Annotated in this window: 17 protein-coding genes; 6 read left to right on the plus strand and 11 right to left on the minus strand. The window is 73.5% G+C overall.

The genetic code is table 11. The annotated features are described in order from the left end of the window. Positions 1 to 77: 77 nt before the first annotated feature. Both ACZ4VK_RS13465 and ACZ4VK_RS13470 read left to right on the plus strand, forming a co-directional pair. Positions 78 to 935: a phosphotransferase enzyme family protein gene (locus tag ACZ4VK_RS13465; RefSeq protein ID WP_468351662.1), complete on the plus strand. Its 858-nt coding sequence runs from the start codon at positions 78 to 80 to the stop codon at positions 933 to 935. 45 nt (positions 936 to 980) lie between these two features. After that, complete coding sequence (locus ACZ4VK_RS13470; RefSeq protein ID WP_468351664.1) at positions 981 to 1811, plus strand: alpha/beta fold hydrolase; 831 nt, start codon at positions 981 to 983, stop codon at positions 1809 to 1811. Positions 1812 to 1816: 5 nt separating this feature from the next. Here ACZ4VK_RS13470 and ACZ4VK_RS13475 read toward each other — a convergent pair whose 3' ends face one another. The 4 genes from ACZ4VK_RS13475 to ACZ4VK_RS13490 form a co-directional block, all read right to left on the minus strand. Beyond that, on the minus strand, positions 1817 to 2551 hold the full coding sequence (locus tag ACZ4VK_RS13475; protein ID WP_468351666.1) for an exonuclease domain-containing protein: 735 nt from the start codon (positions 2549 to 2551) through the stop codon (positions 1817 to 1819). A gap of 100 nt (positions 2552 to 2651) precedes the next feature. Next, entirely contained in the window at positions 2652 to 3935 is a 1284-nt protein-coding gene (locus ACZ4VK_RS13480) for an SAV2148 family HEPN domain-containing protein (protein ID WP_468351668.1), read from the minus strand. Between the two features lie 110 nt (positions 3936 to 4045). Beyond that, on the minus strand, positions 4046 to 5371 hold the full coding sequence (locus ACZ4VK_RS13485) for a copper amine oxidase (RefSeq protein WP_468351670.1): 1326 nt from the start codon (positions 5369 to 5371) through the stop codon (positions 4046 to 4048). Between the two features lie 56 nt (positions 5372 to 5427). Beyond that, positions 5428 to 6252 carry a Tat pathway signal sequence domain protein gene (locus tag ACZ4VK_RS13490; protein ID WP_468352058.1) on the minus strand — a complete coding sequence of 275 codons (825 nt, stop codon included), beginning with the start codon at positions 6250 to 6252 and terminating at the stop codon, positions 5428 to 5430. 189 nt (positions 6253 to 6441) lie between these two features. On the opposite strand from ACZ4VK_RS13490, the gene glgX reads away from it, so the two are divergent. Continuing rightward, on the plus strand, positions 6442 to 8562 hold the full coding sequence (glgX, locus tag ACZ4VK_RS13495; protein WP_468351672.1) for a glycogen debranching protein GlgX: 2121 nt from the start codon (positions 6442 to 6444) through the stop codon (positions 8560 to 8562). Here the strand turns inward: glgX and ACZ4VK_RS13500 are convergent. Then, the gene (locus ACZ4VK_RS13500) at positions 8531 to 9757 is read right to left on the minus strand and encodes an MFS transporter (protein WP_468352060.1); all 1227 of its coding nucleotides are present in this window, start codon (positions 9755 to 9757) and stop codon (positions 8531 to 8533) included. The genes glgX and ACZ4VK_RS13500 overlap by 32 nt on opposite strands. Before the next feature lie 90 nt (positions 9758 to 9847). Between ACZ4VK_RS13500 and treY the strand changes: the two genes are divergently transcribed. Then, on the plus strand, positions 9848 to 12193 hold the full coding sequence (gene treY, locus ACZ4VK_RS13505) for a malto-oligosyltrehalose synthase (RefSeq protein ID WP_468351674.1): 2346 nt from the start codon (positions 9848 to 9850) through the stop codon (positions 12191 to 12193). A 59-nt stretch (positions 12194 to 12252) separates the two neighbouring features. Here treY and ACZ4VK_RS13510 read toward each other — a convergent pair whose 3' ends face one another. The 3 genes from ACZ4VK_RS13510 to ACZ4VK_RS13520 all read right to left on the minus strand — a co-directional run bounded on the left by ACZ4VK_RS13510 (position 12253) and on the right by ACZ4VK_RS13520 (position 14715). Beyond that, on the minus strand, positions 12253 to 12744 hold the full coding sequence (locus tag ACZ4VK_RS13510) for a hypothetical protein (RefSeq protein WP_468351676.1): 492 nt from the start codon (positions 12742 to 12744) through the stop codon (positions 12253 to 12255). Positions 12745 to 12851: 107 nt separating this feature from the next. Further along, entirely contained in the window at positions 12852 to 14021 is a 1170-nt protein-coding gene (locus ACZ4VK_RS13515) for a cytochrome P450 (RefSeq protein ID WP_468351678.1), read from the minus strand. Positions 14022 to 14166: 145 nt separating this feature from the next. After that, on the minus strand, positions 14167 to 14715 hold the full coding sequence (locus tag ACZ4VK_RS13520) for an FHA domain-containing protein (RefSeq protein ID WP_468351680.1): 549 nt from the start codon (positions 14713 to 14715) through the stop codon (positions 14167 to 14169). Positions 14716 to 14909: 194 nt separating this feature from the next. Between ACZ4VK_RS13520 and ACZ4VK_RS13525 the strand changes: the two genes are divergently transcribed. Both ACZ4VK_RS13525 and treZ read left to right on the plus strand, forming a co-directional pair. Then, the gene (locus ACZ4VK_RS13525; protein ID WP_468351682.1) at positions 14910 to 15896 is read left to right on the plus strand and encodes a GNAT family N-acetyltransferase; all 987 of its coding nucleotides are present in this window, start codon (positions 14910 to 14912) and stop codon (positions 15894 to 15896) included. A gap of 207 nt (positions 15897 to 16103) precedes the next feature. Beyond that, positions 16104 to 17855, plus strand: coding sequence for a malto-oligosyltrehalose trehalohydrolase (treZ, locus tag ACZ4VK_RS13530; RefSeq protein ID WP_468351684.1), 1752 nt, complete (start codon positions 16104 to 16106; stop codon positions 17853 to 17855). Between the two features lie 10 nt (positions 17856 to 17865). Here the strand turns inward: treZ and ACZ4VK_RS13535 are convergent, their stop codons facing one another. The 3 genes from ACZ4VK_RS13535 to ACZ4VK_RS13545 form a co-directional block, all read right to left on the minus strand. Next, on the minus strand, positions 17866 to 19008 hold the full coding sequence (locus ACZ4VK_RS13535; protein ID WP_468352062.1) for an aminopeptidase P family protein: 1143 nt from the start codon (positions 19006 to 19008) through the stop codon (positions 17866 to 17868). Positions 19009 to 19128: 120 nt separating this feature from the next. Next, the gene (locus tag ACZ4VK_RS13540) at positions 19129 to 20088 is read right to left on the minus strand and encodes a DUF1444 domain-containing protein (protein WP_468351687.1); all 960 of its coding nucleotides are present in this window, start codon (positions 20086 to 20088) and stop codon (positions 19129 to 19131) included. A 49-nt stretch (positions 20089 to 20137) separates the two neighbouring features. Continuing rightward, positions 20138 to 21019, minus strand: coding sequence for a LysR family transcriptional regulator (locus ACZ4VK_RS13545; RefSeq protein ID WP_468351689.1), 882 nt, complete (start codon positions 21017 to 21019; stop codon positions 20138 to 20140). Positions 21020 to 21030: the final 11 nt, after the last annotated feature.

The raw sequence follows: 21030 nt of genomic DNA on the forward strand, positions 1-21030 counted from the left end.
GGCCGTCAAGGCGACCTGCGTGGTGAGCTGCGTGGATGCGAGACTTTGGCTCAAACGCACAGGTGAGGGAGAGGTCGATGGACGAGGCGCGGGCGCGGGAGATCCTGGCTGCGGCGGAGCTGCCGGTCGCGGAGGCGCGGCTGCTCGCGCTCGGGGAGAACGCGGTCTTCGCCGTGGGCGGTCTCGCCGTGAAGGTCGGCCGGGACGCGGAGCTGTTCGAGCGGGCCGAGCGGGAGGTGGCGCTCGCGGGCTGGCTCGCCGGGGCGGGGATCCCGGCGGTGCGGGCCGCCGAGGAGAAGCCGCGTCTGGTCGAGGGGCATCCGGTGACCTTCTGGCATCGGCTTCCCGCTGCGGTGCGGCCCGCCGAGCCCCGTGATCTGGCGCCGCTGCTGCGGGCCGTCCACGCCCTGCCGGAGCCGACGGGGTTCACCCTCCCCCGCCGTGAGCTGCTCGGCGGGGTGGAGCGGTGGCTGCGGCTCGCGGGGGACGCGATCGATCCGGCGGACGCGGCGTTCCTGCGGGAGCGGCGTGACTCCTTCGCCCCGGCGGCGGCCGCCCTGACCCCGCGTCTGACGCCCGGTCCGATCCACGGTGACGCCCTCCCGCGCAACGTCCACGTCGGCCCGGACGGCCCGGTCCTCGTGGACCTGGAGACGTTCTCCTCGGACCTCCGCGAGCACGATCTGGTGGTCCTCGCGCTCTCCCGCGACCGGTACGGACTCGACCCTGCCGCCTACGAGGCGTTCACGGAGGCGTACGGCTGGGACGTCCGGGAGTGGGAGGGGTGCGCGGTGCTGCGCGGGGCCCGGGAGACGGCGAGCTGCGCGTGGGTGGCGCAGCACGCCCCGGGCAACCCGAAGGCACTGGCCGAATTCGAGCGGCGGGTGGCCTCGCTGCGGGACGGTGATCCCGAGGTGCGCTGGTACCCGTTCTGACATCATGATCCCCGGCGAACCGGCTTGACCGAACGGGGTGTTGTGATGCGTGTGGAGCTGTCCGAGGTGACGCTCGGCGTCGAGGTGAGCGGTGAGGGGCCGGTCGTGCTGCTGCTTCACGGCTTCCCCGACAGTCACCTGCTCTGGCGTCACCAGGTGCCGGCCCTCACGGCGGCGGGCTTCCGGTGCGTCGCGCCCACGCTGCGGGGCTTCGGCGCCTCGGACCGACCCGAGGGCGGCCCGGCGGCGTACCACCCGGCGAAGCACGTCGGCGACGTGCTCGAACTGCTCGCCCGGCTGGAGGTCGACCGCTTCCATGTGGTCGGTCATGACTGGGGCTCGGGCATCGCCCAGGGACTCGCCCAGATGGCGCCGGAGCGGGTGCGCAGCCTGGGCCTGCTGTCCGTGGGGCACGGGGCGTCGGTCTTCGGCGCGGGCTGGGAGCAGAGGCAGCGCTCGTGGTACATGCTGCTGTTCCAGCTGGCCGGGGTGGCCGAGGACTGGCTGGCGCGGGACGACTTCGCCAACCTGCGGGAGATGCTGGCCGAGCACCCGGACGCGGGGGCCGTGATCGAGCCGCTGCGCGCGCCGGGCGCGCTGACGGCGGCGCTGAACATCTACCGCGCGGGTCTGCCGCCTGAGGCCCAGTTCGGCGCGAGTCCGCCGCCCGTGCCGCTGCCGGAGCCGGTCCCGGTGATGGGCCTGTGGTCGACCGGCGACCGATTCCTCACCGAACGCTCGATGTCCGGAACGGGCGAGCACGTCGCCGGTACCTGGCGCTACGAGCGGGTCGAGGAGGCGGGCCACTGGCTCCAGCTGGACCAGCCCGAGAAGGTGAACGAGCTTCTGCTCTCCTTCCTCAAGGAGAACTCCTAGGACTCCTAGGCCTCCTGGCCGACGGGCGCGGCCACCGGGCCGCGCAGCGGCCAGACGGAGTCGACGACCGCTACCGTGTCGCCCTTGCGGCGCAGGAAGGCCTGGAAGTTCTCGGCCCAGGCGCGGTACCAGACGATCTGGCGCTCATGGAGTTCGGCGGGGTGCATCGCGGCGACCTCGGGGTGCCGCTCGGCTATCGCGACGGCGACCCGGACGGCGGCGAGCGCGTCGGCGGCGGCCTGGTGGGCGGTTTCGAGCACCACGCCGTACTCCCCGCAGACCGCTTCGAGGTTCCGCTTGCCGCGCCGGTAGCGGTCGACGGCCCGGTCGATGGTGTACGGGTCGACGACGGGCCCGATGCCGGCGCCGCCGAGGCGCTCGCTCAGCGAGGGCAGTCCGTGGCGGCGCAGCTCGGCGGAGAGGAGCGTCAGGTCGAAGGCGGCGTTGTACGCGACGACCGGAACGCCCTGCTGCCAGTAGCCGGTCAGGGTCTCCGCGATCTCGTCGGCGACCTCCCGCACCGGCCGGCCCTCGGCGGCCGCCCGCTCGCTGCTGATGCCGTGGATGGCGGAGGCCTGTTCGGGGATGCGGATGCCCGGGTCGGCGAGCCAGTCGCACTGCCGGACCACCCGTCCGCCGTGGAATCCGACGATCGAGGCCGTCACGATCCGGGCCTCCAGCGGATCGGTGCCGGTCGTCTCCAGGTCGAAGCCGACCAGTGGTTCCCCATGCCAAGCCATCGGGTCCTCCTTACGTGATCTCCCCCGTGGTGCTGACCACCCTCGCACGCACCACTGACAACGCCGCCGGGTCCCCCCGGCGCCGGACAGGCCCCCGGGGTCAGGAGACCGGCCGTGAGTCGAGCCAGACCGACTCGAACTCCTCCCGGTATGTCTCGAAAAGTCCGTGATCGCCGTCCCGCATGCCCTGCCCGTGGCGCACCACGTTCCGCCCGCCGCCGCGCAGCACGAGGACCGGCGCCTCCATGCCCCGGGCCCGGCGGAGGTAGGACTGCACGACACCGACCCCGTCGGGTCCGTCGCCGTCGACCAGGTAGGCGGTGAAGCGGGGGGTCTCGTCGAAGACGTGGATCTGGAAGGCGCCGGGGTCGCGGAGCTTGGAGCGGACCCGGCGCATGTGCAGGATGTTCATCTCGACGGAGCGGCTCAGCTCGCCCTTCTTGAGGCCGAGTTCGCGCTCGCGGCGCTTGACCGCGCTGCTCGCGGGGTTGAGGAACAGGAGCCGGGTCCGGCAGCCGGACTCGGCGAGCCGCACCATGCGGCGGCCGGAGAAGTTCTGCACGAGCAGATTGAGACCTATGCCGGTGGCGTCGAGGCGGCGGGCCCCGCCGAAGAGGTCCTCGGCGGGAAGCTGCCGCTGGAGCCGCACCCGGTCGGGGTGGACGGAGACCACGTCCGCGTACCGGTCCCCGACGAGGTCCTCGACCGCGTCCACGGGCAGCCGGTCGGCGGACGGCACCCCGGCGCCGCTGCCGAGGATCTCCAGGATGCGGGCGGAGGCCCGCTCGGACTGGGCGAGCACGGTCAGCGAGAGGGCCCGGTTGCGGGAGACCACGTTCCGCGTGACCTCCAGCTCGTCGAGGGCGAGCTCGACCTCGCGCCGGTCGTCGAAGTAGGGCTCGAAGCAGGGCCAGTGCTGCACCATCAGCTCCCGCAGCTGCGGAAGGGTGAGGAAGCTCAGCACGTTGTCGTCGGCCGGGTCGAGCAGGTAGCCCTTGCGCCGTGACACCTCGCGCACGGCGACCGCCCGCTGCACCCACTCCTGTCCCGCGGGGCCGGCCGCGGCCACCACCCACTCCTCGCCGTGCACGGGTTCGTACACGGGCCGGAGGACGGCGGCGACCACGGCGCGGAGCCGCTGTTCGACGAGATTCAGCCAGATGTAGGCCCGTCCGGCGCGCTGGGCGCGGGTGCGGACCTCGCTCCAGGCCTCGGCGCCCCAGTCGAGCTCCGCCCCGATCTCCACGGGCCGGGTGACGGTGACGGTGCCGGGCGGCACGGCGCCCGGAGGCGCGACCGCGCCCGGCGGCGCCTCCGCGGGGTCGGCGGGACCCCCCTCGCGACCCGCATCACCTGGGGGCAGCTCCAGACCTCCCGAGCTCACCCGCGCACCGCCTTCTGCTCCTGGACGCCCGTGTCGACCGGTCCGACAACGATCAAGGAAGGGTACTCCGGGAGCGGGAGGCGGTGCAGCAGGATCGTCAGGCTGCTTGCTCAACTCCCCAGATCCGGCTGCCCGTTCTGGGAGGCGAGATCGGCCGGAGTGAGCGGATTCATAGCGGTTACGTCCCTGGGCGCGAGCTGGAAGCCCTGCCAGTGGACCGGCATGGGCTGCTGGTCCTCGTCCCGGGCTATGTGGTGGAACCCGATGTTGACCCAGACCGACGGCTTGGTCAGCGTCTCGCCGTTGACCCACTTGTCGACGCTGTTGCCCGCGTTGGGCGCGCAGTTCCCGATGTTGTTGCTCGCGAACTGCTCGCAGGCGCGCGCCTGGGTGAAGTAGACGTCGTGCTTGGTGAAGCCGCGCCCGGCGTGGGTGTCGGTGTGGCCGGGCACGATCTCGTACGAGCGGGCGTGGCCGTCGGCGTTCTTGCCGGTGCCGCTGACCACGCGCCACCAGCGCATGTTCTTCGCGTCCCCGGCGAGCTCCTTGGTGACGACGGTGCGCTTGGTCTTCACGGTGGGGCTGCCGTCGCCGGTGGGCGGGGTGACGGTGGAGTCGAACTGCTCGATCCGGTCCTTGGTGGAGCCGTCGAGACCGAAGTCCAGCTTCCAGAAGACGTTGTGGGCGTGGCTGGTGGCGTAGGCGCGGGCGCCCTTGCCGATGGGCCAGCCGCGGCCGTCGGTGGCGTTGTAGTCGACGGGCGAGAGGCTGCCGGTGGCTCCGACGTTGGCGCCGATGGTCCCGTCGGCGGAGAAGCGCCACTCGGAGATGTACTCGTACCAGCCGACCTTGTTGACGGTGTAGACCAGCAGGTCCTTGGACTGGGTCTGATAGACCTTGGTGCCGGTGTCGCTGGCCATGCGGTACGCGTGGCCCCGCGCGCGCGTGGTGGTGCACAGGCCCTTGACCTGGCCGACCTCGGGCACCTTCACGGTGGTGAGGGTGCCGCCGGGGCACTCGGCCGGGTTGAGGTTCTGCAGGCCCCAGCCGAAGCCCGCGCCGGTGAGGTCGTCGTACTCGGCGTTGCCGTCGTCGTAGGGCACGTGGATCTGGGCGAGCCGGGCGCTGTTGAGGACCTTGACGGGCGCGGCGGCGCCGGGCGGCTGGTAGGTGACCTTGTCGAGCGTGAGCCCGGCGTCGGTGTCGTAGCGCCAGCACATGCGCCAGGTGGCGCCGCCTTCGAGCTTCTGTGTGATGCGGTACGCGGCGGAGCAGTCGGCCGGCGCCGGGGGCGCCGGGGCCGCGGGGCGCGGCGTGGCGGGGGCCGCGGTGGCGCCGGAGACGGGTCCGGCGGCGGCCGTGGCGGTGCCGAGCAGGGCGGCCGCGGTCAGGACGGCGCCCCGCCCGCGGGCGCGCCGGTTTCGCTGCGTTGACATGGGAACGTACTCCCTCGTACGGAGATGAGGCAGGAGAGGACCGGTGGCGGCGGTGGTCAGCCGACGCGGGTGACGGTCCTCGCGGAGAGGTCGACGATCAGGTTGCGGGTGTCGATCCAGGCCCCGTTGAGGACCTTGGTGACGAGCCGGACGCAGCGGTGCTCGCCGCAGCGGGCGAGCTGCGCGGGGACGTCCTTCTCGCGGTAGGTGCGGTAGACGTCGCCGTTGAACCAGAGCTGCGTGGTGGAGGTGAGCTCCTTGCCGGTGGCGTCCTTGTAGTCCTCCTTGACGCCCTTGCCGAGCGGGCTCGCGAGGATCAGCTCCAGGGCCTCGCGCAGCTCCTCGGGGTGGGCGGAGGGCTGGACGCCGCGCTGTGAGCCCGACGTCTCCACCTTCCCCGTGTCGAGGTTGACGATCCGGGTGAGGAGCTCGTCCCGCGCGTAGTCGTAGAGGCGGACCTCGGCGCGGCGTGTCGTGTCCCCCGGCACCGGGTCCGCGAGGTCGGTGCCCAGGTGCTGCGGCCCCCGGCCGCCCTCGACGTCCTGCCGGGCGGCGGCGCCGGGCGGGGTCAGCGCCAGGTCCTCGGCCCGTGCGAGCTCGTCGTCGGTGAGCGGGTCGCCGCCCACGCCCTTCTTCCCCTCGGCCGGGGCGGGCGCCACGGTCGCCGGCGCGGGCGGGGTGCCCGTGCTCCGCGCTCCGTCGCCGCCGGAGGTGCCGGCGGGCGACACGCCGTCCCCCGCCCCGCTTCCTCCGCCCCCACCGGTGACGCCGCCGGCCGTGGAACCCCCCACCGGCCTTGGCGCACCTTCCGCCGCCGGGCCTGCTCCCGCCTGGCCGGGCAGGCTGATCGCGACCGCGACGGCGGTCCCCGTCACCGCCATGGCCGCTCCGGCCACCACCTTCCCCAGATGGCGGCGCGCTATTTCGTACACACTTCCCCCTCTTTCCCCCTCTTGGTCTGCGGTCACCCGGTAGGACGGGGCGAAGTCCTAGGAGGTTGCCCCTCTTTCGGGCAGGATCTGGCCGAAGAACACCTCCAAAACCCGGACAGAAGAGGAATAGTCGTATCCATGCAGGTCTGGCCGGGACAGGCGTACCCCTTGGGCGCCACCTATGACGGAGCGGGAACCAACTTCGCGGTCTTCTCGGAGACCGCCCACAGGATCGAGCTGTGTCTGCTGCACGACGACGGCTCGGAGACGGCGGTGGAACTGCGCGAGACCGACGCCTTCGTGCGTCACGCCTATCTGCCGGGCGTGATGCCCGGCCAGCGGTACGGGTTCCGGGTGCACGGCCCGTACGCCCCGGAGCGCGGGCTCCGCTGCAACGCGGCGAAGCTGCTCCTCGACCCCTACGCGCGCGCGGTGTCGGGGCAGATCGAGTGGGGCGAGGCGGTGTACGGCTATCCCTTCGGGCGGCCCGACGCGCGCAACGACCTCGACTCGGGCCCGCACACCATGACGTCTGTCGTGGTCAACCCCTACTTCGACTGGGGCGACGACCGGCGGCCGCGCACCGAGTACCACCACACGGTGATCTACGAGGCCCATGTGAAGGGCCTGACGATGCTCCACCCGGACCTTCCGGAGGAGCTGCGCGGGACGTACGCGGGTCTCGCGCACCCGTCGGTGATCGGGCACCTGAAGGAGCTGGGGGTGACGGCGCTCGAACTGATGCCCGTACACCAGTTCGTGAACGACCACCGTCTGGTGGACGCGGGGCTCTCCAACTACTGGGGCTACAACACGATCGGCTTCTTCGCCCCGCACAACGCCTACGCGTCCTGGGGCGACCGGGGCCAGCAGGTCCTGGAGTTCAAGTCGGCGGTCCGGGCCCTGCACCAGGCGGGCATCGAGGTCATCCTCGACGTCGTCTACAACCACACCGCCGAGGGCAACCACCTGGGGCCCACGCTCTCCTTCCGGGGCCTGGACAACCCCTCGTACTACCGGCTCGGCGACGACCCCCGCTACTACTACGACACCACCGGCACCGGGAACTCGCTGCTCATGCGGTCCCCGCACGTGCTCCAGATGATCATGGACAGTCTGCGGTACTGGGTGACCGAGATGCACGTGGACGGCTTCCGCTTCGATCTGGCGGCCACCCTGGCCCGTCAGTTCCACGAGGTGGACCGGCTGTCCTCGTTCTTCGACCTGGTGCAGCAGGACCCGGTGGTGAGCCAGGTGAAGCTGATCGCCGAGCCCTGGGACGTGGGCGAGGGCGGCTACCAGGTGGGCAACTTCCCGCCGCTGTGGACCGAGTGGAACGGCATGTACCGGGACTGCGTACGGGACCTGTGGCGGGGCGAGCCGCGGACCCTCGCCGAGTTCGCGTCCCGGCTGACCGGATCCTCCGACCTCTACCAGGACGACGGCCGCCGGCCGCTCGCCTCGGTCAACTTCGTCACCTGCCACGACGGCTTCACCCTGCGGGACCTCGTCTCGTACAACGAGAAGCACAACGAGGCGAACGGCGAGGGCAACAGGGACGGCGAGAGCCACAACCGCTCCTGGAACTGCGGCGCCGAGGGCGACACCGAGGACGTGGGGATCGCGGAGCTGCGCGCCCGCCAGACGCGCAACTTCATCGCCACGCTGATGCTGTCGCAGGGCGTGCCGATGCTCAGCCACGGCGACGAGTTCGGGCGGACGCAGGGCGGCAACAACAACGCCTACTGCCAGGACAACGAGGTGTCCTGGGTGCGCTGGCCGAAGGCGGACAGCGAGGCGGAGACCACGCTCCTCCGGTTCACCCGGGCCATGGTGCGGCTGCGCCGGGACCATCCGGTCTTCCGGCGCCGCCGGTTCTTCCACGGGCGGCCGGTGGAGGGCACCCACGACGAGCTGACGGACATCGCCTGGTTCACGCCCGAGGGCGAGGAGATGACGTCCCGCGACTGGCAGGCGGCGCACGCCCAGGCGCTGACCGTCTTCCTCAACGGCAACGCCATCTCGGAGCCGGGCACCCAGGGCGAACGGATCGTCGACGACTCCTTCCTGATGATGTTCAACGCCTCGTCGAAGGAGCTGGAGTTCGCGGTCCCGGACAGCCACGGGGCCTGCTGGCGCACGGTGGTGGACACCTCCGACCCGGAGGGCATGCCACCGCACGAGGGCCCGGAGCTGGCGGGCGGCGAACGGGTGACGCTGGCGCCGCTCAGCCTGACCGTTCTGCGACGGCCGGCCTGAGCTCCCGTACGGGAGTCGTCACCCTGGCCGTCCAGGACAGCAGCGCGCAGGCCACGGCCGCCCCCACCGCCACCGCGAAGGCGGCGGGGGCGCCGTGGCTCTCGGCGAGCCTGCCGGAGACGGCGAGGGCGAGGGCCTGACCGCCGACGATCCCGCTGGTCAGGAAGGCCATGGACTCGGCGAGCCGTGCGGCGGGGACGGTCCGCTCGGTGAGCCCGAATACGGTGATCAGATGAGGGGCGTAGGCCGCGCCGAGGACGACGACGACCGCGTACAGCGCGCCGAGGGAACCGACGAAGAGCAGCGGTACGGAGAGGACGACGAGCCCGGCGGTCGCGGCGCGCCAGCGGGCCGTGAGCCCGATCCGCGCGGGCACCCCCGCCATCGAGAGGCCGACGGCGGCGCTCATCACCCCCATCGCCGCGTAGACGAGACCGGCCTGGGCGGGCGCGCCGAGCTTCTCGGTGAGCGCGGTGATCCCCGCCTGCGAGGCGCCGAACATGGCGCCCTGGAGGACCATCGTGGCGCGCAGGGCGTACGCCGATCCCGGCAGCCGCGTCCGTTCGGCGGCACCCGATCGGGTGGAGGTGCCGGGCGCGGGCGCGAGGGCCCGCGCCGTCGGATGCAGAGCGAAGGCCGTCCCACAGACGGCGAGCAGCAGCGCCGCGAGGAGGAGGGCGGCGGCCGGGTGGGCGAGGGCCGCGGCGAGGCCGACGAAGGCCGGACCGAGGACGAAGGACACCTCGTCGAGGGTGCCCTCGAAGGAGAGGACGGCGCCGACGGTCCTGTCGTCCGCGCCGGAGCGGCGGGCGAGGGCGACCGAGCGGGTCCTGGCGAGCGGCCCTACCTGGGGGACGGTGGCTCCGGCGAGCGCGCCGAGGACCATCAGCGGGCCGGTGGGGGCGCCGCCGAGGGCGGCGAGGACCAGGGCGGTGACGGCGACGGCGTTCGCGAGGGAGGCCACGAGGACGACCCCGCGCTGGCCGTGGCGGTCGGCGAGCCGGCCGATGACGGGCCCGGCGACGGTCTGCCCCGCGGCGAGGGCTCCGCCGGTGAGGCCTGCCGTGGCGAGGGAGCCGCTCGTCTCGGCGACCAGGAGCAGGCTGCCGAGCTGGCACATGGCGGTGGGCAGCCGGCCGAGGAAGGAGACGACCGGCAGGGCGGTACCGAGCAGCGACAGGGTGTCGCGATACATCCGGAGCATCAACCGAACGTAACGCGATGCACACGAACGGATGCATGGGGCGATGACACAGAAGCCCCCGCGCGGGGTACGTACGTTCGCATGACCTCCCTCCCGGCCCTTTCCGCCCTCCCCACCGCGACCTACCGGCTCCAGCTGCAGCCGGAGTTCCCGTTCGCCGCCGCCGAGCGGGCCGTGCCCCACCTCGCGGGTCTCGGGGTCTCCCACCTCCACCTCTCCCCCGTCCTTGAGGCGGTGCCCGGCTCGAACCACGGGTACGACGTCACCGACCACCGGTCCGTACGGGCCGAGCTCGGCGGCGAGGAGGGACTGCGGGCCCTCGCCGCGACCGCGCGGGCGCACGGGCTCGGGCTCGTCGTCGACCTCGTGCCCAACCACATGGCGGCCTCGCCCCGGTACAACCACGCGCTGCGCGCCGTGCTCCGGGACGGTCCCGGCTCGCCGTACGCCCGCTGGTTCGACATCGACTGGCGCGCGGGGGACGGACGGCTGCTGCTTCCGGTGCTGCCCGCCCGGCTCCCCGAGGTGAAGGACCGGCTGCGGGTCTCCGGCGGGGCGCTGTGTCTTGACGGCCAGGAGTTCCCGCTGCGCCCCGGCACGGAGGGCCTGCCGCTCGACGAGCTGCTCGACGCCCAGTGGTACCGGCTCGGCTGGTGGCGGCTGGCCCGCACCGAGCTCACCTACCGCCGCTTCTTCACCATCTCGGAGCTCATCGGGGTGCGGGTGGAGGACCCCGAGGTGTTCACGGCCACCCACGCGAAGATCGCCGAGCTGGTCCGGGACGGGGTGATCGAGGGGCTGCGCATCGACCACCCGGACGGGCTCGCCGATCCGCAGGGCTATCTGGAGGACCTGGCGGCGGCGACCGGCGGCCGCTGCTGGACGGTGGTCGAGAAGATCCTCACCGGGCAGGAGACGCTGCCCACCGCCTGGCCGGTCGCCGGCACCACCGGCTACGACGCCCTGCGCCACCTCGACGGCGTGTTCACCGACCCGCTCGGAGCCGACGAACTGACGGACATCTACCGGGAGTTCGTCGGCAAGGCCGCGGACAGGGGCGGCCACTGGGAGGCGACCGAACGGCGGGCCGCGTACGAGGTGGTGGGGCACGACCTGGCCGCAGAGACGGCCCTGCTCACCCGGATCGCGGAGCGGATCTGCGCCGCCGACCCCGCCCTGCGCGACCACGCCCCCTGGGCGCTGCGCACCGCGATCCGTGAACTCCTCGTCCGGGTCCCGGTCTACCGCCCGTACCGGACGGGCGGCGAGGAGGTGCTGACCCCGGAGGCGGCGCGCGGCGCGAAGGCCGCGTTCGCGGTGCCGGAGGAGGCGGCGGCGGTCGACGTCGTCCGCAGTCTCGCGCTCGGCACGCTCGGGGACGGGCCCGAGCACCGGGCCTTCCGGGCCAGGTTCGCGCAGACCTCCTCGGCCCTGCGGGCCAAGTCGGTGGAGGACACGGCCTTCTACCGGTACACCCCGCTGCTCTCGGCGAACGAGGTGGGCGGCGACGCCGGCCGCCCCGCCGTGTCGGTGGAGGAGTTCCACGCGTACTGCCTCCGGATCGCCGAGGACTGGCCGGGCACCGGCACCGTCCTCTCCACGCACGACACCAAGCGCAGCGCCGACGTCCGGGCGGCGATCGCGGTCCTCGCGCAGTGCCCCCAGGTGTGGGCGGAGCTGCTCGCGGAGGTGGCGGGGGTGCCCGCGCCCGACGCGCACGTGGCGTGGACGGCCTGGCAGACGGCCTTCGGCTTCGGCACCCCGGACGCGGAGCGGCTCACGCCCGCGATCCTCAAGTCCGTACGGGAGGCGGGCCTTCGGACCAGCTGGACCGAACCCGACACCGAGTACGAGCGGGCGGTGGCGGAGTTCGCGGCGGCCGGGCCCGGCCGCATCCCGCTCCGGTCGGCATCGGAGGCCGCCTTCGCCCTGGAGCCGCACATCAGGGCGCACGCGCTCGGCGTGCTCCTGGCGCAGCTGACGATGCCGGGGGTGCCGGAGCTGTACCAGAACACGGAGCGGGAGTACCGGGCCCTGGTCGATCCCGACAACCGTGCGCCGTTCGCGGTCGGTCCTGACGACGACCGTACGGCCCTGGTCCGGGCGGCCCTGCGGCTGCGCCGCGAGCGCCCGGCGGCCTTCGGCGCCCCGGGCACGTACACGCCGCTGACGGCCGAGGGCCCGGCCGCCGCCCACTGTCTGGCCTTCGCCCGCGCGGGCGAGGTGGTCACGGCGGTGACCCGGCTCTCGCTGCGCCTCGGCGAGGCGGGCGGCTGGCAGGACACGGAGCTGGTGCTGCCGGAGGGCCGCTGGGCCGATGTCCTGGACGGCGTACGGGAGTTCACCGGGGGCCCGGCGACGGAGCTGAAGCTCGCGGAGCTCTTCGAGGAGCGCCCGGTGGCGCTGCTCGCCCGGCTGCGCGACTGAACGGCTGAGCGACTGAACGGCTGAGCGCTCCCGGGGGAAACCCGGGAGCGCTCGGGCGATCAGAAGCGGGAGGCTCGCGTGACCTCGCACTTGGTGTACTCGGAACCGTCGCCGGTTCCGGCGTACGGGGTGGTCAGTTCGGCCTTCACGGACGCGCCCGACGCGACCGCGATGCCGGTCTCGACCGCGCTCATCGGGAGGACGTCGCTGCCGGCGCCGGTGAACTTCATCGAGACGATGTAGTCGTAGTCCGTCGCGTCGTCGTTCTTGATGGTGATCCGGCCGACGAGGTTCTTGGTCGCCGGGTCGTACTTGCACTCGTCGATGGTCACGTCGCGGGCCGCCTTGTCGGCGCTGCTGGAGCCGCCGGGCACGGAGCCGCCGGACGTACCACCGGAGGTGCTGTCGTTGTCGCTGTTGTTGTTGCTGGAACTGGAGCTGCCGCTGCTGCTGTTGTTGTCGCAGCCGCCGCCGTTCGAGCCGCGGGCACCCGTCAGGGCGACGACCGCGATGCCGAAGACAGCGATGGCACGGACATGACGCATCTTCATGTTTGAATCCCCGTTGAATGTGGTACTAAAAAGGGCTCCTTGACGAGCGCACGTCACCCTAGCAGCGGTCGGGGGGCCGCTCGCCACTCGTGGCCCCGGCCCCCGGATCAGCCGCCCGGGCGGACGATCAGACTGCGCGGCGCCCGGGTGATCAGACCCGCCGGTGTGGGCCGGAAGCCGTCGGCGAGCCGCAGTCGGGGCATGGCCGTGAACAACGCCCGCAGAGCGTACTCGGCTTCGAGACCGGCGAGGACGACGGCCGGGCAGAAGCCGGAACCGTACGTGAGCTGGCCCGGGTCGTCGCGGAACGGGTCGAAACGGTCGGGCTCCCGGAAGCGCTCCGGGTCGCGGCCCGCCGAGCCGACGAGCAGGGCGACGGACGCACCGGACGGGACGACACCGCCGCTGACCGGGACCTCGGCGCTGGTGCGGCGCACGGCGATCTGCACCGGCGGGTCCCGCCGAAGCGACTCGGTCCAGGCGCGGCCCACCAGGCCCGCGGGAGCGTCACGGAGGGCGGCGACCTGGTCGGGGTCGACGAGGATGTTCCCGAGGAAGGACGCGAGGGCCTTCTCCCGTACGGCGATCTGCCCGCCGCACTCCCCGGCGAGCGCCCCGGCCGCACGGCCGCGCACGAGCCGCATCATGTCGCGATAGGGCACGCCGACGGCGGCGGCGACGGTTCCTGCGGGCAGCCAGTGGCAGAAGTCCGCGACCAGGTCGACCTGTGTCCGCTCGGCAAGCCGGCGGGCCAGGACGTAGGCGGTGCGTTCGGTGACCGACCGCATGGCCTCGACGTCGACGTCGACGTGGGCCCGTGCGCACGGCGGGTCGCCGGGCCGGTGTCCGTGCGTGAAGCGGCTGTCGGTGAGGGCGGTGGCCACGTCCGCGTACCGGGAGAGCACCCAGGCCCGCAGCAGCGGGTCGTAGGTGAGCGGGAACTCCTCGCGGAGGGTCCGGTGGATCCGGTGCGGGTCACGCGAGGCGCCGGGGTCGAGGGGGCTCGGGGCGACGGTCCTCGGTCCGGGCGATCCGACCGCCCGGGGGGCCGAGGGAGCGGCGGAGCCCTTCCGCACGCGCCCCGGCACGGAGACGGGTCCGACGCGTCCGGGGGCCGCGGCGGACGGGCCCGAGCGGGTCCGGAACGCCCCCGATGTTCCGGCCGTCGGCCCCGAAGGCGCCGCGGGAGCCATGGACGGCAGTCGTGTCCAGGGGTCCCCGGCCCCGGGGGACTCCGGCCGGCCGCTCCCTATGCCCTGCTTCGGCTCGTCGCTCATGGCGCCCCCTGTCGATCGGCGGTGGGTGCCGCGGCCGGCAGATCGTGGCGCGCGTCCCCCCAGCCCATCACCGCACGCGCCGCGGCGCCCGCCGCGTACCGCCGAACGGGTGAACGCGCTCAGGGCCCGTCAGGGTGCCGGGCGCTCAGCCGTGGGACAGCCGGAACGACATCTGCCCAAAGCCGACGACGTCCCCCGCGCGCACCACGACCGCGCCCGTGACCCGCCGCCCGTTGACGGTCGTGCCGTTCGTCGAGCCGAGGTCGCGCAGCACCCACATCCCGCTCTGCAGCGAGAGTTCGGCGTGCATCCGGGAGGCGGTCTCATGGCTGAGCCGGAGCCCGTTGACCGGGTCGCGCCCTATCCGCAGGGGGTGCGGGCCGGGCAGGGGCAGCAGCAGCTTCGGCAGCCGCTCCGCGTGCCAGGCGCGCCCGAGCCTCGCCGTGAACGCGGACATCCGCTCGACCACGCCCACCACCCGCCGGGTCCAGGTGCCCTCGCTCCTCAGGTCGGCGGTGAGCAGGTCGAGTTCGTCCGGCCGCCGGGCCTGGAGCGCGCGCTCCATGCGGAAGAGGAACGTGTCGTGCGAGAGGCGGCCCTGAGCGGCGCCCTCACGGAGCAGCCCCAGCGCACGGTCCCGCTCGGCGTCGGTCAGCCGAGGTGAGTTCGCCGGAAGCTCGAAAGGGGTCGTCACACCCGTGATTGTCGGTCCGCCGGGCCCGAAGTGTCCAGAAGGGCCCCGCCAGGGCCCTTCACGGCCGTCGGGCCCGGCCCGGGAACTCCGTACGCGAGGGCAACCCGGCCGCCCGGGAACTCCGTACCCGATCCACAAGATCGCTGCTACGGTCTGCGGTTTCCGGACCAGAGATCCCCAGGGGGAAGTACCACGTGACAACGGCTGACTCGCCCACGCACGACCTCGTCATACGTCCGCTCGCCGGACCCGAGGAACTCGACCTGTTCCTCCGCCTCACCTACTCGCTCGACCACGAGCTCGCCGACGACCTCGCCACCGGCCTCCGCGTCCCCGAGTGGATGTGGGTGGCGCTCGACGGCGACCGTCTCCTCGCCCGCGTCGCCTGGTGGACCAACAAGGCGGGCGGCGAACCGCTGGCGCTCGACTTCTTCGACATCGCCCCCGAACTGTCCGGGGACGAGCGCGCGGACATCGGTCTGCGGCTCCTGGAGACCGCGACGGCCTCGGTCGTCCCGGCCGGTGAGCGGCGTCCCGAGTTCGGGCGTTTCATGCCCGCGGACTGGCGCGAGATCCCGGAGACCCGCTCCGTCCTGGAGTCCCTTTTCGACGTCCTGGAACGGACGGGCGCCCGTCCGCTGGTCGAGCGGCTCCGACTCGAGTGGCGGCCCGGCACCCCCGTACCGGAGCCGAAGGGCCGTCTGGAGTTCCGTCCGGTCCGGGACCGCGAGGACCTGGTCGCCCTCATGACTCCGGTGATGGAGGGCACCCTCGACGCGCACGGTCGGGCCGACCTGGCCTCCGGCCTCTCGGCGCGGGAGGCGGCGGAGCTGCACTACGACGAGGAGTTCGCGCACTACTCCTCGCCGCGTGAGTGGTGGCAGGTGGCGCAGCTGCCGGAGAGCGGCGAGCCGGTCGGCTTCGTCGTCCCCGCGCGCAACAACTACCACCACACCATCGCGTACATCGGTGTGCTGCCCGCCCACCGCGGCCACGGGTACATCGACGACATCCTGGCGGAGGGGACCCGGATCCTGGCCGCCGCCGACGTGCCCCGGATCCGGGCGGCGACGGACCTGGGGAACGTACCGATGGCGGCGTCCTTCGCCCGCGCGGGCTACGTCACCTTCGAGCGCGCGATCAACTACGTGTGGGACGCGCCGGACACCCCGCAGGGCTGACGCCCAGCGCCGGGCGGGCACGCCGAGGGGCCGCGTCGGAGCGCCGGGCCGGCACGCCGGCGGTCCTGTGTCGGAGCTCCGGGCACACCACGGGTCCTGCGCCCAAGCGCCGGGCGTGGCGGGGTCCCGGCTGCCAGGATGGACACGGTGGTCGTGCGCCGGTGCGCAGGGCCGCCGCGTGGTTGGTCCGTCGACGAGGGGATTTCCGTGCTCTTCGAGGTGTGGGCGCCGAACGCCCGTGACCGGGTGACGCTGGAGCTGAACGGCTCCGGCCGTCCCCTGGACCGGGACGCCGAGCGGGACGGCTGGTGGACGGGGGTCGTGGCCGCCGAGGACGGCGACCGGTACGGCTTCGCCCTGGACGGCGGGCCCGTCCTGCCCGACCCGCGCTCCCGCCGGCTGCCCGACGGGCCCGACGGGCTGAGCGCGGTCGTCGACCACTCCACGTACACCTGGCGGCACGACTCACCGCGGCTGCGGCTGCGCGGCGGAGTGCTGTACGAGCTGCACCTCGGGACGTTCACCCCGGAGGGCACGCTCGACGCGGCCGCCGCGCGGCTCGGGGAGCTGGCGGGCCTCGGCATCACCCATGTGGAGCTGATGCCGCTGTGCCCGTTCCCCGGGGTGCGGGGCTGGGGGTACGACGGGGTGGCGCCGTGGGCGGTGCACGAGCCGTACGGCGGTCCCGTGGCGCTGAAGCGGTTCGTGGACACGGCCCACGGGCTCGGCATGGGCGTCGTCCTCGACGTGGTGCACAACCACCTGGGTCCTTCGGGGAACCACCTTCCCGCCTTCGGCCCGTACTTCACGGACACCCATCACACCCCGTGGGGCGCGGCGGTGAACCTGGACGCGCCTGGTTCGGACGAGGTCCGGGCGTACTTCCAGGGCAGCGCGCTCGCCTGGCTGCGGGACTACCGGATCGACGGGCTGCGGCTCGACGCCGTGCACGCGCTGGCCGACACCCGGGCGCTGACCTTCCTGGAGGAGCTGTCGGCGGCCGTCGACGAGCTGGCAAGGGAGCAGGGCCGTACCCACTTCCTGATCGCCGAGTCCGATCTCGCCGACCCGCGCACCACCACCCCCCGCGCCCTCGGCGGGATCGGGATCCACGCCCAGTGGAACGACGACTTCCACCACTCCCTGCACACCGCCCTGACCGGCGAGTCCCAGGGCTACTACGCGGACTTCGCACGCGCCCCGATCGCGGCGCTCGCGAAGACCCTCACGCACGTCTTCTTCCACGACGGCACGTACTCGGCGTTCCGGGGCCGCCACCACGGCCGTCCCGTGGACCGGGAGCGGACGCCCGCGCACCGCTTCCTCGGCTACGCGCAGACCCACGACCAGATCGGCAACCGGGCCCTGGGCGACCGTCTTTCGGCCTCCCTCTCCCCCGGTCTGCTGGCCTGCGCGGCGACGCTCGTCCTCACCGGTCCTTCGGTGCCGATGCTCTTCATGGGCGAGGAGTGGGGGGCGACCACGCCCTGGCAGTACTTCACCGACCACACCGACCCGGAGCTCGCGGAGGCCGTACGGCGGGGCAGGCGGCGGGAGTTCGCGGAGCACGGCTGGGACGAGAACGAGGTCCCCGACCCGCAGGACCCGGTCACCCGGGACCGCTCGGTCCTCGACCGGTCGGAGCGGGAGCGGGACCCGCACAAGCGGCTGCTCGCCTGGCACCGCGAGCTCATCGCGCTGCGCCGCACGCAGCCGGACCTGACGGACCCCGACCTGGCGGGTGTGAAGGTCGCCTTCGACGAGGAGGCGCGCTGGCTGGTCTTCCGGCGCGGGGTGCTGCGGGTCGCCGTCAACCTGGGCAAGGAGCCGGCGGTGATCCCGCTGGGCACCAACGGCCGTGACCGGGTCCTGGCGGCCTGGGAGCCGGTCGAGACCCCGGCGGCGGACGGGGCGCTGCGGCTCCCCGGCGAGTCGGCGGTCGTCCTCACGGACGGCTGAGGCCGCCCGGCTACTCGACGATCGCCATCTCGCGCGGTGTGTGGTTGAAGCGGCGTCCCGCGCCGTCCTCGGTCGCCGTGACGATGTCCTCGATGCGGACGCCGAAGCGGCCGGGGAGGTAGACGCCCGGTTCGATGGAGAAGCACATGCCGGGGACGATCGGGAGCTCCTCGCCCTCGATCATGTACGGCGGTTCGTGCGTGGTGACGCCGATGCCGTGGCCGGTGCGGTGGATGAAGTGGGCGCCGTAGCCGGCGTCCGTGATGACCTCGCGGGCCGCCCGGTCGACGTCCTGGCAGGCCACCCCGGGCCGTACGGCCTCGAAGCCGGCCTGCTGGGCCTCCCGTACGAGGTCGTGGATCCGCCGCTCCTCGTCGGTGGGTTCGCCGACGTGGACGGTACGGGTGGTGTCGGAGCCGTAGCCGTGCTTGAGGCCGCCGAAGTCGAGGACGACCATGTCGCCGTGCTCGATGACCCGGTGGTCGGCCTCGTGGTGGGGGTCGGCGCCGTTGGGGCCGGAGCCGACGACGGTGAAGTCGACCTGGGAGTGGCCGGACTCCAGGAGCAGCCGGGCGAGGTCGGCGGCGACGTCGGTCTCCTTCCGGCCGGCGAAGCGGACCTTCAGGATCTCGCCGTACGCCTGGTCGGCGGCGGCTCCGGCGGCCGCGATCCGGGCCAGTTCGCGCGCGTCCTTGACGGCGCGGAGCATCGGCAGGGCCTGGGTGAGGGAGACGTACGAGGTGCCCGGGAGGGCCTGCTGGAGGCCCAGGAGGTGCATGGCCCAGGTGTTGTCGCTGACGCCGAAGCGGCCGTCGACGTCGAGGAGGGGCGCGGTGACGGCGTACGGGTCCTTGCCGTCGGTCCAGTCGCGCAGGGTGAGGGCGGCGGCCCCGGCGGCCCTCTCGGCGTCGGGCGCCTCCAGGGTGGGGACGACGAGGACCGGTTCCTGTCCGGCGGCGAGGACGAGGACGGTGAGCCGCTCGGTGATCGCGGTGGGCCGGTAGCCGGTGAGGTACACGAGGTCGGGGCCGGGGGCGACGACGACGCCCGCGAGTCCGGCGTCGGCGGCGGACTCGGCGGCGCGGGTCATCCGGGCACGGTAGTCGTCCGCCGTGAAGGGGACGGCCTCTTCCGGGACCGCACCGCTCGGCATGGGGACTCCTGGCATGGGGACTCCTTCTCGGCTCCGCTCGTGTCCCGGACGTACAGCATCCTGCCGGGCGGGCACTCGGCCCGCGACCGGTCAGGTGGTGGGGACCTCGGCGCCGACCGGTCAGCGGCGGTCGGGGCCCTGGGCGATGAGGTGTTCCAGGAGCTCCTGGAAGTCGTCGCCGACGACGATCCGCAGGTCCCCCCGCTCCTGGTCGTGCTCGCTGAGCTGCGTGAGCGTCCCGCCGCGCCACCAGAAGACGTACGGGCTGATGGCGCCCGGCACGTCCTCGTACCCGGAGGCGGCGAAGGAGGCCATCGCGCCGAGGGCCGGGATGATCGAGGTGTCGCGGATGGGGTGGAAGGCGAGCTGGTGCCGGAACGGCATCGCGACGAGGGCGCCGTGCTCACCGAGCGGCAGACCGGTGACCCGCCGGACCACCCCGTCCAGGTCGAGGACGCGGCTCGCGGTGTAGAAGGAGTCGCCGAGGATGATCTCGAAGCACATGCCGTCGGCGTCACGGACGGTCTCGTGCTCCTCGACGGGCAGCCCGCGCAGGTTGCGCAGGGCGCGGTCCCGGAGCTGGGCGTGGTCCCCCAGCCGTTCGAGGGCCTCGTCGGTGAGCATCATGACGCTCTCCGGCAGGTCGAGGGCGAGGATCTCGTAGAGGCCGGGGGCGACGGTCCGCGCGTAGCCGAAGGCGCCCGCGTCGATGCCGTCGCCGCTGACGACGCGCGGGTAGAGCTGGGAGCGGATCTGCTCGGGCGGCAGGGTGTCGAGCGCGGAGGGACCGTCCATGGCGCGGACGACGAGACTGATGTGCCGGTCGATCATGCCGGGCCAGACGCGGGGGCCGCGCCGGTCCTGGTGGCAGACGGCGGCGAGGTTGCCGAGGCCGAAGCGGCGTCCCTTGTCGTCGATGACGTGGTCGCCGTAGACGGTGACCTCCAGGCCCAGTTCGGCGAAGGTCTCCCTGACCTGCCGGCGGAAGAGCGCGGCCTCGCGCTCGGAGAAGTACGCGAACTCGGGGTCCCTCGGTGCGTCGTCGCCGTCCCGCCTGGGTCCTCGTCGCAGCCACCCCACGCCTGCCCGCCTTCCGTCGCCGTTGCGCACAGGGTAGCGACTGCGGGTGTCAGCTCCTGAGCCGTCGGGCGAACTCGGCCACCGGGCCGCTCGGTTCGGCGTGTGCGCCGCTCAGGAGGAGGAGTTCGGTGCGGTGGACGAGCCGGGGCGCGACCAGGGGGACGGCGGTGGCGCCGGGGACGCCCGTCGCCACGGGCAGGGGCAGCAGGGCGAGTCCGTGGCCGGCGGCGGCCAGAGCGGTGAGGGTACGGGTGTCGGTGCCCTCGTAGCGCAGGGCGGTCCGGAAACCGTGTCCCGCCGGTCCACCGTGGACGGCCCGCAGCCGGTCGAGCGGCACGCCGGCGGCGGGCGCGTCCAGCCAGCGGGCGTCGGCGAGGTCGTCGAGCCGGAGTCCGGAGCGCCCGGCGAGCGGATGCGCGCGGGGCAGGAGGACGGCGAGGGGTTCCTCGGCGACGCCGGTCGCGGTGAGCGGGGCGACGTCGGGCAGCCGCAGCGGGTCGCTGGGGGCGGCGATCCCGTCGACGAGACCGGCGTCGGCCTCACCGGAGGCGACGGCGGCGGGCACCCGCTCCGGGGGCAGGCCGCGCAGGGTGACGCCGGTGGCGGGGAGCGCGGCGAGCGTCCGGGCGTGGAGGGCGAGCGGGGAGGCGGCGACGCTCAGGGCCGCGCGGGGCGCGGCCGCGAACCGGTCGAGGTCGGCGCGGGCCGCGTCGATACGGAGCAGCAGGGCCCGGGCGTGCTCGACGAGCCGCTCCCCCGCCGGGGTCGGGGCGACGGGCCTGCGGGTCAGCAGGGGCAGTCCGAGGCCGGCCTCCAGGGCGGCGACGTGCTGGGAGACGGCGGACTGGGTGTAACCGAGCTCGCGCGCGGCCTCGGAGAAGGAGGCGTGCCGGGCGACGGTGACGTACGTACGGAGGAGGTGGGGGTCCATCCGGGCGCCGG

The organism is Streptomyces sp. NPDC028711 (assembly GCF_055565415.1).